This window comes from Streptomyces sp. NPDC043680 (assembly GCF_056436685.1).
The window spans coordinates 157,911-171,914 of the sequence record NZ_JBWKCE010000013.1; the positions used below are offsets into that span (position 1 = coordinate 157,911).

Consider the following 14,004-nt stretch of genomic DNA (forward strand, 5'->3'; position numbering starts at 1 on the left):
TCGTGCTCTGCCCGCGAAGGTGATGCGAGGATGAGCCCCGCCATGACGCCAGGCCAATGTTCCCGAGCCGTTCGGGCTGCGATGTTCGCAGCCGTCTGTGTGCTGCTCGCGTCCCTCGGCCACATCGTCATGTCGGGAATGCCCGTCCCCTGGTGGGCCGTGGCCGCCGCCTTCCCCTGTGCGGGAGCAGCGGCCTGGTCCCTCGCCGACCGGGAGCGCGGCCTGCTCGCCGTCACGGCGGCGACCGTGGCCGTCCAGGCCGCGCTGCACGCGGCCTTCTCCCTGGCCCAGTCCCTCGCGCACCCCGCCCTGCCGGACGGAACGGCGTCCCAGCCACCCCACGGCACCACGGCGACGACCGCCGTGGCGGACACGGCTGTGCACGCCCACCACGGCACGCACGGCTTGCACGACATGGCCGGCATGCACGGCATGCACGGTATGACGGACGGCTCGGCCGGTACCGTCGGCGCTGTCCTGCCGAGCGGCCACGAGATGTCGGGGATGTCACCGTCCGGGATGCTGGCAGCCCACTTGTTGGCGGCCGTGCTCGCCGGTCTGTGGCTCGCCTACGGCGAGCAGGCCGCCTTCCGGCTCCTGCGCGTGCTCGCCGCGTGGTTCTGCACGCCCCTGCGCCTGCTCTTCGCCCCTGCACCGGTCCCGCACCGGCCGCCCGGCCCCGTACGCCGCGCACGCCGAAGCCACCCGCTGCGGCAGCTGCTCCTCGACCACGCCATCACCTCAAGGGGTCCGCCTGCGGTAACCGCTGTCCTCTGACAGCTGGTTCCCCGAGCGCGCACCGGAGCCTCTTCGACGCCTCGGGCATCGGCCGTGCCCTCCGGCAGGCCGTACACCCCGTCACCGGCTCACCGAACCGCTTCGCGCTGCGCCGGAAACCCTTTGCCCGTAAGGACCTTGTGGCGATGACCCCTGCCCTGACCACCCAGCAGTCCGCCTCCGACCGACGGTCGACCCGGCACACCTCCGACAGCGATGCGGCCGTGACCCGCCTCGCGCTGGCCGCCCGCGACGGAGACCCCGAGAAGACGGACCGTTTCGTACGCGCCCTCCACCGCGACGTCTGGCGGTACGTCGCCTTCCTGAGCGCCGACGCGCAGGCGGCCGACGACCTCGCCCAGGACGTCTTCCTCCGGGCCCTCGCCGCCCTGCCCCGCTTCGAGGGCCGCTCCTCCGCCCGCACCTGGCTGCTCTCCATCGCCCGCCGCACCGTCGTGGACAGCCTCCGCCGCTCGGCCGCCCGGCCCCGGCTGTCGGACCGCCACGACTGGCAGACCGCAGCCGAGCAGACCCAGCCGCAGGGAGTCCCCGGCTTCGAAGACGGCATCGCCCTCGCAGAACTCCTCGCGACGATCCCGGCCGAACGCCGGGACGCCTTCGTCCTCACCCAGCTGCTCGGCCTGCCCTACGCCGAAGCGGCCGAGGCCATCGGCTGCCCGGTGGGCACGGTCCGCTCCCGGGTCGCCCGCGCCCGCACGTCACTCGTATCGCTCCTCACGGACACGGAGGCTTCCACCCACAGGGACCGTCCCGCACCGCCGCAGCGCCGGTGCACCGAATCCGAGGGAGGCCTGGCCCCCAGGCCCGTCGCATTGCCCGCCTGACGAGGCGGTCCCCGCAGCGGGAGGGGGCGGCCCATCCCCCGGCCCCTCCCGCGCGGCACCTCCCGCGCGGCACCTCCCGCGCGGCACCTCCGCGGCACCTCCACAGCAGTGCTCGCGGACCAGGATCCGCCCTGGCCGCCTCAGCGCACGGTCACCCGGGCGAGCGCCCAGGGGGTGTGGTCGAGCGCCGAATTGGCGTTGGCGTCCTCGACGACCAGGTGCAGCAGCTTCACCCCGCGTACGTCGAGGTCCACCTGCACGGGACCACCCGCGCCGGTCAGCTTGCCGGTGGTGAACAGCGCCTTGCCGTCGCCCCGTACCGAGGCCTTCGTCGCGCCGGTGGCGGCCTGGCTCGTCGAGAAGTCGTCGATGCCGACGAGTGCGGTGAAACGGTCCGTCGTTCCGCCGAGGTGGTAGACGATCTCGGAGGGTGCGTGGACGCCGAGGCCCTTGGCGTAGGTCACTCCGCCGAACGAGATCGGCGTGCCGTCCCCGGCCGCGCTTCCCCCGTTGGACCGGTCGGGTTCCACCGGACCCCAGCCGTTGGCGGCCGAGACCCACGCGAGATCGCTCAGGTAGGCGTCGGCGACCGGCGCCGCCGGCACCGTGGAGACCCGTTCGGGGGTGGAGTAGCGCAGCGGCCCGGTCGGTGACTGCGCGGTGCCGTCGACGGTCAGCGGCCACTGCGTGGCGGGGGTGGCCGTCGCCGGCGGGGTGACCCACCAGGACGTGGTCAGCACGGCTCCGGCGGCCAGCACGCCCTTGGCCGGTCGCGGTGGTCGCCTGGACCTGCCGGCCTGCCGGGGCGCGCAGCGCGAGGAGTGCGCGTATCCACGGCTTGCCCGACCCGTTGCCCAGGGTCGCGGTGACCGTGAAGGCTTGACCGGGCACTGCCGGCCCCTGGATCTGCGCGCGGACCCCGAAGTGCTTGCGGACGTACGGGTCCACCCATGAGGAGCGCATGAGGGCGACCAGGCCGGTCACCACGGACGGGTGGGCGTCGGCGACGTTGCGTTGCTCGCCGAGGTCGGAGGCGAGGTCGTACAACTCGACCTCCGTCCGGCCTTCCGGCGAGCAGCGGGGCGGCCGACAGGCCGTCGATTCGTCGCGACCCGGGCTGCCTGAGCCGCCGCCCGGGCCTCCGGCGCGGCGGGGAGCGCGGCGAGGCCGAGGGTGGCCGCGGACCCGGGGAGGAAGTGGCGACGGCTGGGCGTCAGGGGGCCTTGGCTCTCGTGGACGGAGTTCGATCATGCGGAGAGCGCCGGGCTGATGGCCGTGCACATGGCATCAAGAGCGGGTGACGGCTCGGCCGGTGCCTGAGCGGCGCTGCCATTCCTCGGCCAGCAGGCGGTAGGAGCGGACCCGGTCCGCATGGTCGTGCGTGATGGTGGTGATCAGCAACTCGTCGGCCCCGGTGGCCTCTTGCAGTCGGTCCAGGTGATCGGCGACGGTCCGCGGCGAGCCGACGAACTGGGTCTCCACCCGGTCGGCGACCAGTTTCCGGTCCGCCTCGGTCCAGGGCAGGGCGCGCGCCTCGGCGGGCGTGGGGAAGGGGATGGCGCCCTCGGCCGTACGGATGCTGCGCACCCAGGGGGCGTATCCGGTGGCCAGTTCGCGGGCGGTCGCGTCGTCCTCGGCGACGACGATGTCGGCGGACACCGTCAGGTACGGCCGGTCGAGCTCGACGGACGGCTTGAAGGCGGCCCGGTAGCCTTCGGCCGCCTCCAGCACCGAAGCGGGGCTGACGTGGTAATTGGCCGCGAACCGCAGCCCGTTGCGGCCCGCTGTCTCGGCGCTGACTCCGCCGCTGCTGCCCAGGATCCACACCTGTACGTCGGCCCCCTCGCCCGGGACGGCATGGGCCTCCACCCCCTCCGGGGAGCGGTACTCGCCCCGCAGCAGCGCGAGGACGTCCTCGACCTGTTCGGCGTAGTCCTGCAGCTGGGCGCCGGGCAGGTTCAGCAGCCTCTGCTGGAGCGCGACCCGCGGATGGCCCAACAGGTGCGCGAAGGAGAACCGGGCCGGAATGAGCAACCCGTTCGGGGTGTACCCCTCGAACGGAGGGGTCGGTGAGGTCCCATGCTGCGGACGGCCGGCCGAACGGCCCAGTCCCAGGTCCAAGCGCCCGGGGTGCAGCGCGTCGATCAGGCCGAACTCCTCGACCGTGGACAGCGCGGTGCGGTGCCCGAGCTGGACGGCGCCGGAGCCGAGCCGGATGGTCGAGGTCGCGGAGGCGGTCAGCGCGAGCACGACCGCCGGGGAGGTCCCGGCGACCCCCGGATTGAGGTGGTGCTCGGCGAACCAGTAGCGGGCGTAGCCGAACGCCTCCGTCTGCCGGGCGAGGTCGATGCTGTGGTGCAGGGCCTCGGCAGCGGTCGAACCGGACGGGACCGGGACGAGGTCGAGGACCCCGAGGGGGATGCCGGACATGGCCGGGCTCCTTACAGGTCGGGGAAGGAGGGGTCGGGTATCTCGCGGCGCAGCACCGGGGCGATCCGGGACTGGAAGAGTTCGAGGGATGCGCGGTGCTCCGCGGGGGCGAGCCCGCCCGGCTCTGCCTGGAGGTGCAGCGCCGTGTGGCCGAAGGCCTCGTGGTAGCGGTGGACCTTCTCGATCACCTGCTGGGGGCTGCCGATCAGTGCCGAGCTCCGCTCGACGAAGTCCTCCAGCGTCGGGAAGACGGGATCCACACGCTGCTGCTTGTGCAAGGCGAGGTACCGGGCGAACGCAGGCCGGTACGCCGCCACCGCCTGCTGCGAGGTGGGGGCCGCGTGGTAGCCGGCCGACCCCGCGCCGACGACGGCGTGCGCCGGATCGTGTCCGTAGTGCTCCCAGCGTTCCCGGTAGTGGCGGATCAGTTCGGCGTACGGACCGATCGGGTGGGTGACGTTCGCCGAGAACAGCGGGTCTCCGTAGCGCGCGGCGAGATCGACGGACTCCCGGCTGGTTGCACTGCCGTGCCAGACCCGCAGGGCCGGCTGGAAGGGCCTCGGCAGTACCTCGGCGCCGGTCAGCGGGGGGCGGAAGCGCGGCTCGGCGCTCACTTCGTCCTCGCGCCAGATCCGTCGGAACAGCTCGTAGCCCTCGGCGTTGCGCTCCCACTGGTCCTCGGGGGTCACCTGGAACAGCTCGCGCTGGGCCGAGCCGTTGCCCTTGCCGATCATCAGCTCCAGGCGGCCGTCGGAGAGGTGGTCGAGCGTCGCGTAGTCCTCGTACGCCCGCACCGGGTCCAGCAGGCTCAGGGTGGTCACGGCGGTGAACAGCCGGATCCGGCGGGTCAGCGCGGCGATGTGGCTGAGCACCACGGGCGGCGAGGACGACAGGAACGGCCGCTCGTGGCGCTCGCCGACCCCGAAGCCGTCGAAGCCGAGCTCCTCCGCCAGCAGCGCGGCGGCGACCACCTCGCGGAAGCGCTCACGGGTGGGTGTGGGGGCGCCCGTCGCCGGGTCCGCGGAGTCCGTGATCAGGGTGATGGCGAAAAACTTCACGAGGCCGCGGCCTGCCTGTCGGAAGGCACCTGGGGCACCGCGAGCCCGAGGTGTTCGCGCAGGGTGGTGCCGGCGTACTCGGTGCGGAAGACCCCCCGTTCCTGCAGCAGCGGGACGACGGTGTCGGCGAAGACGTCCAGGCCGCCCGGGGTGATGTGGGGGACCAGGATGAAGCCGTCGGCCGCGTCCGCCTGCACCAGCGCGTCGATCTGCTCGGCGACGGTGGCCGCGGAGCCCACGAAGGTCTGGCCGGAGGTGGTGGCGATGACCAGCTCCCGGATCGAGAGGTTCTTGGCCTCGGCGAGCGCGCGCCACTGCCGGGCGGTTTCGAGCGGGTCGCGGAACTGGCGGACGCTCGCCCGCCCGAGGGCGACGGTGTTCTCACCGGTCTCCGGATCGATGTCGGGCAGCGGGCCGTCCGGGTCGTAGCCGGACAGGTCCCGGTTCCAGACGTGCTCCAGGTACTTGATCGCGGTCTGCCCACTGACCTGGAGGCGGCGCACCTCGTGGGCGAGCTCGTGTGCCTCGGCGTCGGTGTCGCCGAGGACGAAGGTGGCGGCGGGCAGGATCTTCAACTCGTCGTGGCTGCGCCCGTACGCGGCCAACCGGCGCTTGACGTCGGCGTAGAACGCCCGGCCCTCGTCGAGCGTCCCGTACCGGCCGAAGATCGCGTCGGCGGAGGAGGCGGCGAACTCGCGGCCCTCGTCGGAGTCGCCCGCCTGGAAGATCACCGGCCGGCCTTGCGGGCTGCGCGGAACGTTGAAGTGGCCCTCGATGTCGAAGTGCTGCCCCTGGTGGGCGAAGGCCCCGGCCCGCGCATCCCGCAGGAAGGCGCCCGAATCGGGGTCGGCGAGGATCTCGGTGCCGTCCCAGGAGTCGAACAGCTCGGTCGCGGTGGCCAGGAACTCCTTCGCGCGGGAGTAGCGCTCCTCGCGCGGCAGGAATCCGCCGCGCCGGAAGTTCTCGCCGGTGAACGCGTCCCAGGAGGTGACCACGTTCCAGGCAGCCCGACCCTCGGACAGGTGGTCCAGCGAGGCGAACTGGCGGGCCACCTCGTAGGGCTCGTTGAAGGTGGAGTTGATCGTTCCGGTAAGCCCGAGACGCTCGGTGACGGCCGCCAGAGCGGCGAGCACCGTGAAGGTGTCGGGACGGCCGACCACATCCAAGTCGTATATATTTCCGCCCTGTTCGCGCAGCCGCAGCCCCTCGGCGAGGAAGAGGAAGTCGAACTTGGCGCGTTCGGCGGTCTGCGCGAAGTGGACGAACGAGTCGAAGTCGATGTGGCTGCCGGCCGCCGGATCGCTCCACACGGTGGTGTTGTTGACGCCCGGGAAGTGGGCCGCGAGATGGATCTGCTTGAGCGGTTCGCTACTCATGACGGGTCCTTACGGGTCCGGGATCAGGCGGCGGGGTGGGCGGTATAGCGGCCGGCCGGGCGCTCCAGGCCCAGCAGTCCGCGCAGGGTGTCCGCCTCGTACGCGCGGCGGAAGATCCCGCGTCGCTGGAGCTCCGGTACGAGCCCGCGGGTGATCGCGGGCAGGTCGTCGGCGAGTGCGCCCGGCCGCAGCCGGAACCCCGACAGGCCGGCCGTCCGCCAGTCCTGGAGCAGGTCCGCCAGCTGCGCCGTGGTCCCGGTGAAGATCGCCGTGTCACTGCTGTACGAGGCGCCCGCGCGTGCGTCCAGGCGGCTGCGGCGCGCTTCGGCCGCCGGGGCGTCCTCGTCCAGGAACACGGTGAGGTCCGCGAAGAGGTGCAGCGGCTGCGCCGCGAGCCCGGCGGACTCCCGGGCCCGCCGGATCTCCGTGACCGCGGCGCGGGCGCCCTCGGCGTCACGCGCGGCGATGTACCCGACATCCGTGGACCGGGCGATGAGGCCGTACGCCCCGCTGCCGCCGCCGTGCGCATTGCCGCCGCCGAGCGCCCCCGACGCGGTGACGACGGGCTGCCCCTGCGGCGGGCGGGGGGTGATCGACGGGCCCCTGACACTGAAGTGACGGCCCTCGAAGTCGATGTAGTGCAGCTTGTCGCGGTCGACGAACCGGCCGGTGGCCACGTCCCGGATCTCGGCGTCGTCGTCCCAGCTGTCCCACAGCCGTCGGATCACCTCGATGTGGTCGGCGGCCTCCTCGTAGGACTCCGCCTCGGGGAGCGCGACCGCCCGACGTCCGAAGTGGCGCCCTTCGTGGGCCAGTTGCGACACCTGGATGCGCAGGCCCGCACGTCCGCGGCTGACGTGGTCCAGGGTGGCGATCGCCTTGGATATGTGGAAGGGCTCGGTGTGGGTGGCGGTCACGCTCGGGACCAGTCCGATGTGCCGGGTCAGCGGTGCGACGCGGGCGGCGGTGAGTACCGCGTCCAGCCGCCCGCGGACCTGGTCCGTGCGCCGGTCGGGTCCGTCCGCCGAGGACGACTGGAGGGCGAGGGAGTCCTCGAAGGTGACGAAGTCGAGCAGTCCGGCTTCGGCCTCGGCCACGACCTCGGCCCAGTAGCGGGCCGTGAAGAGTTCGCCGGGCCGGGCACCCGGCTCGCGCCAGGCGGCAGGGTGCCAGCCGGCGCCGTCGAGCGCGACGGCGAGGTGCAGCGGTTCGGAGGATGCTGATGTGAATGCGGATGCGGACGGGGATGAGGACACGTCGAATTACGCCTTCCTGATCGGCCGGGCGAAAAGGAGGCCGATGCGCGTCGCGAATGTGAGGGCGTACGAGAGGGCCGGGAAGAGGCCCGTCACCATTTCTCCTGGAAACGCTACGCCCGATAGCGGTGCCATACAATGACCGGAATATTAAGAGGAGTTGGCAGCGGTGTTGCCGGGCGCGCGGACCGCCATGAAGGACGGGGCGACGGCGCGGACAGCCGGCCTCCGGTGCCGGTTTCAGGAGTTGGTCACCGGCAGGCCCGGCGGGTTGACCTCCGAGGTGGTGACGGCCTCGTTGGACAAATTCCAGGCGGCGAGCAGCTGCGCGTACCGGCCGTTCTTGATCAGGTGGTTGATCGCCTCCGCCACCGGCTCGGCGAGTCCGCTGTCCTTCTTCGCGGTCGCTGCGATCAGGCCCTGGAGCGACTCGCCTGCGCCGGAGAAGGAGCCCGCGTTGCGGGTGGGTGCACTGCCGCTCGCCGTCTGGGTGATGTGGTAGGCGATGGACGGGTTCGGGCCGAAGCTGAGGTCGATCTTCTTGCCACTGAGGGCCAGGTAGGTGCTGTTGGCGTCGGGGAAGTACTTGACGGTGATGTCCTTGCCCTCGGCCCGGAGCTTCTTCTGCCACTCCAGCAGGATCTTCTCCTGGTTGGTGCCCGAGCTGACCGCGACCGTCTTGCCGGCGAGGTTGCGGTAGTCGCCGCCGAAGTTCCAGGGGTTGTCCTTCAGCGCCTCGAAGGCCAGGTTGTCCTGCCGGTAGGAGGCGAACTCGTACTTCTTCTTGCGCTCCTCCGTGACCGTGACGTTCGTGAAGGCCACGTCCACCTTGCCGCCGTCGATGCCGACGAAGAGGTTCTCCCAGGTGGAGTTCTTCACCACCGGCTTGAGCCCGAGCGTCGCGGCCACCAGGCGGCCGAGGTCCGGTTCCGTGCCGGTCAGGGTCTTCTGGTCGGTGCCGACGTACGCCAGCGGCGGGAAACCGGCGGGCAGCGCGCCGACACCGATGAGGAGTTCACCGCGCCCGCGGACTTCCGCGGGCAGCTGGGCACGCAGGGACTCGACCACCGGGACGGACAGCTCGGTCTGCCGGGCGGCACCGTTGGACACCGCGCCGACGGTGACCTTGCCCGAGTCCGGCCCGGTGGCCTCGGCGTCGCCCCCGCACGCGGTGAGGCCGGAGGCCAGCGCCACGGTGGCGGTGGCGGCGCCGAGGCCGCGGACGAATCTGGTGCGCAGGGAGCGTCGGCGTTGCATGGTGTTCCTTTTCGGTTCGGAAGGCCGGTGGGGCGGGCGGGGCGGGGCGCAGTCAGAGCACCTTGCTCAGGAACTCCCGCGTACGGGGATGGGCAGGCCGGTCCAGTACGTGCTCGGGCGGGCCCTGTTCGACGATGCGGCCGCCGTCGAGGAAGACGACCTCGTCGGCCACCTCGCGGGCGAAGCCGATCTCGTGCGTGACGATGACCAGCGTGGTGCCGCCGGTGGCCAGGTCCTTGATCACGGACAGCACCTCGCCGACGAGTTCGGGGTCGAGCGCGGAGGTGGGCTCGTCGAAGAGGATGACTCCGGGCCGCAGCGCCAGGGCGCGGGCGATGGCCACGCGCTGCTGCTGGCCGCCGGACAGCTGGCGCGGGTAGGCGCCGGTCCGGTCGCCGAGCCCGACGCACGCCAGGAGGTCGCGTGCCAGGGCACGGGCCTGCGGCTGCGGCAGCCTGCCGGTGGCCACCGGGGCCGCTGCGACGTTGTCCAGCACGGTCAGGTGCGGGAAGAGGTTGAAGTTCTGGAAGACGAAGCCGATCCGCCCCCGCTGGGTGAGGATGGCCCGTTCGCTCAGCTCCCTCAGCCGCCCCCGGTGCCGCGTGACGCCGATCAGCTCCCCGCCCACGCTGACGTAGCCGGCATCGGGCTTCTCCAGGTGGTTGATGACCCGCAGCAGGGTGGACTTGCCGGAACCGGAGCGGCCGAGGATCGCGGTGACCGTACCCGGTCGCAGCGTCAGGCTCACCCCGTCGAGTACCTGCTGTCGGCCGTACCACTTGTGCACGTCGTGGACCTCGATCGCGGCGGCCCGCAGGGCGGTGGTCATCGCGCCGTCTCCTTCCGGAAGCGGTCCCGGAGATCGCGCAGGCCCGTTCGGGCCCGCTGCAGGGGGGTGGGCGCCGGGGTGCGCAGCGCGCCGCGCGCGTAGTGCCGCTCGACGTAGAACTGGACGACCGAGAGGACGCTGGTGAGGACCACGTACCAGAAGGTGGCCACCAGCAGCAGCGGCACCACGTCGCCGGAGTAGGTACTGCCGAGGCTCTGCACCGTGCCGAAGAGGTCGAGCAGCGATACGTAGAAGACCAGCGAGGTGGCTTTGACCAGCCCGATCAGCTGGTTGACGTAGGCGGGGACGATGGAGCGCAACGCCTGGGGGAAGACGATCCGGGCGAACTGGTACCGCTTGGGCAGTCCCAGCGCGGCCGCCGCCTCGTGCTGGCCCTGGTCGACGGAGAGCAGCCCCGCCCGAACCACCTCGGCCGCGTACGCCGCTTCGCTCAGGCTCAGTCCCACGACCGCCACCACGATGTCGGTGGCCGGCCGCGACTCGTCGAAGGTGAAGAAGGCGGGCCCGAAGGGCACCCCGATGCTCAAGGTGGGATAGAGGGCGCTGAGGTTGTAGAGGAAGAGCAGGACCACGATCAGCGGCACGGAGCGCAGCAGCCAGATGTACGTCCAGCTCACCGACCGGAGTACGGGGTTCGCGGAAAGCCTGCCGAGGGCGAGCAGGATGCCTCCCGCGAGGCCCAGGACCGCGCTGTACGCGGCCACCTGGAGGGTGATGAACAGACCCTCCAGGATGACCGGCCGGACGAACCAGTAGGCGAAGCGGTCCCATTGGTAGAAGGGATTGGTCAGCAGCCCGTGGGCGGTCTGGGAGACGAGCACCAGCACGACGGCGGTGGCGATCCACCGCCCGGGCCGGCGGAGCGGGAGGGCCCGCTCCGCCGCCGTCGGCGGCCTCGGGGGCGCGGTGAGGACAAGCGATTCTGTCAAGGGAACTCCAGCCGCATTCGACGAATCGAGGAATCGAAAAGCAGCCGTCATGCCGGGTGGAGGGCCGCTGATGTCGTGATCTGCGGCGTAAGCTAGACAGCCCGGAGAAGGGCTGTCAACGGGCCTTAAATCGGTATGCGAAGAATCCTGCGGCAATTTCATCCGCCGTACACACAACGCCTTCCGGTGAAATGAACCGGGCTTTCGTTCACAGCCCGGGCACAACCGGGGGAAGGGGTCCGCGGGGTACACGCCCGCACCTTCGGATGTGGGCCAGGAGGTAGAGGCTGCCGCGCTGCCGCACTCCCTGACGGTCATTCACCCTGCGATCCGCGCCCAGACCGGCCGCTCACCTGCAGCGTCTTTCATCCCGAGATCGGATGGTCCACCATCCGGTCACGCTCTTGCCGGGGAAGGCCGCTTCGGGCGAGTATCCCTACCAATCCGATGGGAAAGGTGGGGATTCGGTGCACCGGCCGAAGCCACCCAACAACGTTCCGGAGTAGCCGACATGACCACCGCCATGCCCCCTGGCACCGCTGTCCGCCCAGCCCCCGCGCCCCACGGCGGCACCGGGACCTGCCGGTGACGCCCACACGGACGACACCCAGCCCCTCCGGACTCCGATCCGCCGACGAGCGGCGCCGCGCGCTCCTGCGTACCGCCCGCGACGTGGCGGACGACCTGGCCGCCGACGCCATCGTCCGTGATCAGGCGGGCAGGCCGCCGACCGACGAGACGGCCCGGCTGCGCGAGGCCGGCCTGCCGGCGGCCCTCACCCCACCCGGGCCCGGCCGCGGGGCGGACTGGCGTACCGGATGCGCCGTCATACGGGAGATCGCCGCAGCGGACAGCTCGGTCGGCGAGCTACTCGCCCGCCACTACGTACACGCCTGGGGTGGACGCTTCTACGCGGATCACGAGCAGGCGACCGCCCTCGAAGAGGAGTCGGTGCGCGAGCGGTGGCTGTGGACCGGGGCGGTCCGCACTCCCGCACCCCACGGCCACACCGAGGGACCGGACCTCACACTGAGGCCGCGCGCCGCCGGTTACCTGCTGAACGGGCGCCGGTCCCTGGACACCGCGGTGGCCGAAGCCGACCAGATCGTGGTGGACGCCGTCTGTGCCGCGACCGGCGACGTCCTGGTCGTACGGATCCCACCCGGCGCACAGGGCGTGACCGCCGTACCCGCCCTTGATCGTCTCGGACAGCGGGTCGCCGGCGCGGGCGAGGTGGTCCTGGACAGGGTCACCCTCACGCCGGTGCAGGTCCTGGGCCGGCGGCCGCAGGACGAGGAGTCGACGGCTCCCTTCACCGCGCTCGCGGAGCCGGCGCTCCGGCTCGCCCTGTGCCACGTCGGCCTCGGCATCGCCGAGGGCGCCCTCACCGAAGCCCGCGATCTCAGCAGGGGCGGCCGCGCACACCGGCTGCCCGGGGAGGACCCGGACCTCTTCCTGACGTACGGGGAACTCGCCTCCGCCGCCCAGACGGCCACCGCCGTGGTCGACCGGGCGACGGAGGTGATGGCGCAGGCCCTCACCACGGGTGCCCAGCTCGATGCCGAGGTACCCGCGGGCGTCGCCGCCCTGGTCGCCACGGCCGAGGCCGTGATGTCGAAGGCCACCCTGCACATCACCGCCCGGGTGCTGGAACTCGCCGACGCCCCCGGCCTGGACCGGTTCTGGCGCAACGCCCGGGTCCTGACAGCCCACCGTCCGGCCGCGCACCGCCTGCGCTCCATCGGCGAGCACTACCTCAACGGCTCCCACCGCACGGTGGCGGCGACCTTCCACTGACCGCCGGGGCACCGCTCAGGTTGCGGATCCGCGACCTGAGCCCCTCGACCGCCGGGCACGGCCACCCACCTGGCAGCCTGCGGCCACCACGACCGACGCCGGCCGAATCCATGCCGGATAATGGCCCCATGCGGATCTCAGCCAGGGCGGACTATGCGGTACGTGCCGCGCTGCAGCTCGCCGCGTCACAGGATGGCGGGCCGGTGAAGGCCGAAGCCATTGCCGAGGCTCAGGACATCCCGCACAAGTTCCTTGAGGGCATCCTGAACGACATGCGCCGAGGCGGCCTCGTGCTCAGCCAGCGCGGCGGCAACGGCGGCTACCGGCTGGCCAAGCCCGCCCAGTCCATCAGCATCGCGGATGTCATCCGCGTCGTGGACGGGCCGCTCGTCTCGGTACGTGGGGTCCGCCCACCGGACCTGTCCTACACCGGCCCCGCCGAGTCGCTCCTCCCCCTGTGGATCGCACTGCGGGCCAACGTGCGCGAGATCCTCGACGGCGTATCACTCGCCGACGTCGCCTCTTCCCGCCTGCCCTCTGTCGTATCGGCACTGGCGGATACCCCCGGGGCCTGGACCAATCCCTGACCCCTGCCCCACCTGCACTTTCTCGCATAGCGAGACATCGTCGTCCAGCATGCGATCGGTCTCTTGGGGCGAGTGTCCGCCTCTGCCAAGATGCCTACCAACCAGGTGGGAAAACTAGGAATCGGGGAGGTGGCCGTGCGAACACTGCACCACGCAGGCCGGATGCTGCCTCTGACCTCCCGCCGCCACATCGACCTGGTCCGTACGTCCAGCGCCATCTGTCAGCCCGGCTGACACCCTTCGCCGGGCCCCGGCTCCGCGTAGTGCGCCACTGAGCGCTGTCCCGGTCCGTCTCCGTCGGCCGGGCGTGCCCTTGAGCCGACCTCACCGCCCGCGTGCCGTCGAGCACGGGCGTCCGACACCTCTCCGTTCCTCGGCCTGAGACCGCGGTCCCGCCGCCGAAGGCCGCGAGCGGCTGCCGTGTGTGCCGATGGCTTCGCGTCGCCCAGCTCCGTTCCCCCTGAACACCATCCCGTGAAAGGCCACCCCGTGTCTGCCGCAAGACCGCTCGCCACCCTGCGCACCATCGCCGTCACAGCGGCGCTTCCCCTGCTCCTCACCGCCTGCGGCTACGGTTCCGAGGCCGTGAAGGAAGACTCGAAGGCGTCCGCCGCTCCCGCCGCCGCCGAGGGCAAGAAGCTCTCCGCTTCCGAGGTCCGTATCGGGTACTTCCCGAACCTGACGCACGCCACCGCGCTGGTCGGCCTCCAGGAAGGCCTGATCGCCAAGGAGCTCGGCGCCACCGCGATCAAGCCGCAGTCCTTCAACGCCGGCCCCTCCGAGATCGAAGCCCTCAACGGCGGCTCTCTCGACATCGGGTTCATCGGCCCCTCCCCCTCGAT

General features: G+C 71.7%; 14 protein-coding genes. 6 read left to right on the plus strand and 8 right to left on the minus strand.

Annotated elements, in window-relative coordinates; translation table 11 throughout:
• Positions 1-81: 81 nt before the first annotated feature.
• Both AC0666_RS24480 and AC0666_RS24485 read left to right on the plus strand, forming a co-directional pair.
• Complete coding sequence (locus tag AC0666_RS24480; RefSeq protein ID WP_478708288.1) at positions 82-777, plus strand: hypothetical protein; 696 nt, start codon at positions 82-84, stop codon at positions 775-777.
• 146 nt (positions 778-923) lie between these two features.
• Positions 924-1,622 (plus strand): sigma-70 family RNA polymerase sigma factor, encoded by a 699-nt coding sequence (locus tag AC0666_RS24485; RefSeq protein ID WP_478708289.1) that lies wholly within the window; start codon positions 924-926, stop codon positions 1,620-1,622.
• Between the two features lie 140 nt (positions 1,623-1,762).
• Here AC0666_RS24485 and AC0666_RS24490 read toward each other — a convergent pair whose 3' ends face one another.
• The 8 genes from AC0666_RS24490 to AC0666_RS24525 form a co-directional block, all read right to left on the minus strand.
• Positions 1,763-2,362, minus strand: a complete 600-nt coding sequence (locus AC0666_RS24490; RefSeq protein ID WP_468964372.1) for an NPCBM/NEW2 domain-containing protein — start codon at positions 2,360-2,362, stop codon at positions 1,763-1,765.
• 547 nt (positions 2,363-2,909) lie between these two features.
• Entirely contained in the window at positions 2,910-4,052 is a 1,143-nt protein-coding gene (locus AC0666_RS24495; protein WP_468964370.1) for an LLM class flavin-dependent oxidoreductase, read from the minus strand.
• Positions 4,053-4,063: 11 nt separating this feature from the next.
• Complete coding sequence (locus AC0666_RS24500) at positions 4,064-5,110, minus strand: LLM class flavin-dependent oxidoreductase (RefSeq protein WP_478708290.1); 1,047 nt, start codon at positions 5,108-5,110, stop codon at positions 4,064-4,066.
• Positions 5,107-6,486 carry an NtaA/DmoA family FMN-dependent monooxygenase gene (locus AC0666_RS24505; protein WP_468964367.1) on the minus strand — a complete coding sequence of 460 codons (1,380 nt, stop codon included), beginning with the start codon at positions 6,484-6,486 and terminating at the stop codon, positions 5,107-5,109. The genes AC0666_RS24500 and AC0666_RS24505 overlap by 4 nt, the downstream gene beginning before the upstream one ends.
• Positions 6,487-6,509: 23 nt before the next feature.
• Positions 6,510-7,742, minus strand: a complete 1,233-nt coding sequence (locus tag AC0666_RS24510) for an LLM class flavin-dependent oxidoreductase (RefSeq protein ID WP_478708291.1) — start codon at positions 7,740-7,742, stop codon at positions 6,510-6,512.
• Between the two features lie 240 nt (positions 7,743-7,982).
• Positions 7,983-8,999 (minus strand): transporter substrate-binding domain-containing protein, encoded by a 1,017-nt coding sequence (locus AC0666_RS24515; RefSeq protein ID WP_468964363.1) that lies wholly within the window; start codon positions 8,997-8,999, stop codon positions 7,983-7,985.
• Between the two features lie 52 nt (positions 9,000-9,051).
• On the minus strand, positions 9,052-9,828 hold the full coding sequence (locus tag AC0666_RS24520; RefSeq protein WP_478708292.1) for an amino acid ABC transporter ATP-binding protein: 777 nt from the start codon (positions 9,826-9,828) through the stop codon (positions 9,052-9,054).
• Positions 9,825-10,829 carry an amino acid ABC transporter permease gene (locus AC0666_RS24525; RefSeq protein WP_468964359.1) on the minus strand — a complete coding sequence of 335 codons (1,005 nt, stop codon included), beginning with the start codon at positions 10,827-10,829 and terminating at the stop codon, positions 9,825-9,827. Before AC0666_RS24525 ends, AC0666_RS24520 begins: the two co-directional genes overlap by 4 nt.
• A 534-nt stretch (positions 10,830-11,363) precedes the next feature.
• Between AC0666_RS24525 and AC0666_RS24530 the strand changes: the two genes are divergently transcribed.
• The 4 genes from AC0666_RS24530 to AC0666_RS24545 form a co-directional block, all read left to right on the plus strand.
• Positions 11,364-12,575 (plus strand): acyl-CoA dehydrogenase family protein, encoded by a 1,212-nt coding sequence (locus AC0666_RS24530; RefSeq protein WP_468964358.1) that lies wholly within the window; start codon positions 11,364-11,366, stop codon positions 12,573-12,575.
• Between the two features lie 128 nt (positions 12,576-12,703).
• Positions 12,704-13,162, plus strand: coding sequence for an RrF2 family transcriptional regulator (locus tag AC0666_RS24535; protein WP_468964356.1), 459 nt, complete (start codon positions 12,704-12,706; stop codon positions 13,160-13,162).
• A gap of 162 nt (positions 13,163-13,324) precedes the next feature.
• The gene (locus tag AC0666_RS24540) at positions 13,325-13,396 is read left to right on the plus strand and encodes a putative leader peptide (RefSeq protein WP_351157054.1); all 72 of its coding nucleotides are present in this window, start codon (positions 13,325-13,327) and stop codon (positions 13,394-13,396) included.
• Positions 13,397-13,651: 255 nt separating this feature from the next.
• Positions 13,652-14,004 (plus strand): ABC transporter substrate-binding protein (locus AC0666_RS24545; RefSeq protein ID WP_478708293.1); only part of this gene is annotated, 353 nt, incomplete at its 3' end.

Bases quoted from the DNA above. Each gene is read 5' to 3' on its own strand.
- AC0666_RS24525 (WP_468964359.1), bottom strand. From the start codon at position 10,829: ATGACGGCTGCTTTTCGATTCCTCGATTCGTCGAATGCGGCTGGAGTT.
- AC0666_RS24495 (WP_468964370.1), bottom strand. From the start codon at position 4,052: ATGTCCGGCATCCCCCTCGGGGTCCTCGACCTCGTCCCGGTCCCGTCC.
- AC0666_RS24505 (WP_468964367.1), bottom strand. From the start codon at position 6,486: ATGAGTAGCGAACCGCTCAAGCAGATCCATCTCGCGGCCCACTTCCCG.
- AC0666_RS24520 (WP_478708292.1), bottom strand. From the start codon at position 9,828: ATGACCACCGCCCTGCGGGCCGCCGCGATCGAGGTCCACGACGTGCAC.
- AC0666_RS24480 (WP_478708288.1), top strand. From the start codon at position 82: ATGTTCGCAGCCGTCTGTGTGCTGCTCGCGTCCCTCGGCCACATCGTC.
- AC0666_RS24515 (WP_468964363.1), bottom strand. From the start codon at position 8,999: ATGCAACGCCGACGCTCCCTGCGCACCAGATTCGTCCGCGGCCTCGGC.
- AC0666_RS24535 (WP_468964356.1), top strand. From the start codon at position 12,704: ATGCGGATCTCAGCCAGGGCGGACTATGCGGTACGTGCCGCGCTGCAG.
- AC0666_RS24485 (WP_478708289.1), top strand. From the start codon at position 924: ATGACCCCTGCCCTGACCACCCAGCAGTCCGCCTCCGACCGACGGTCG.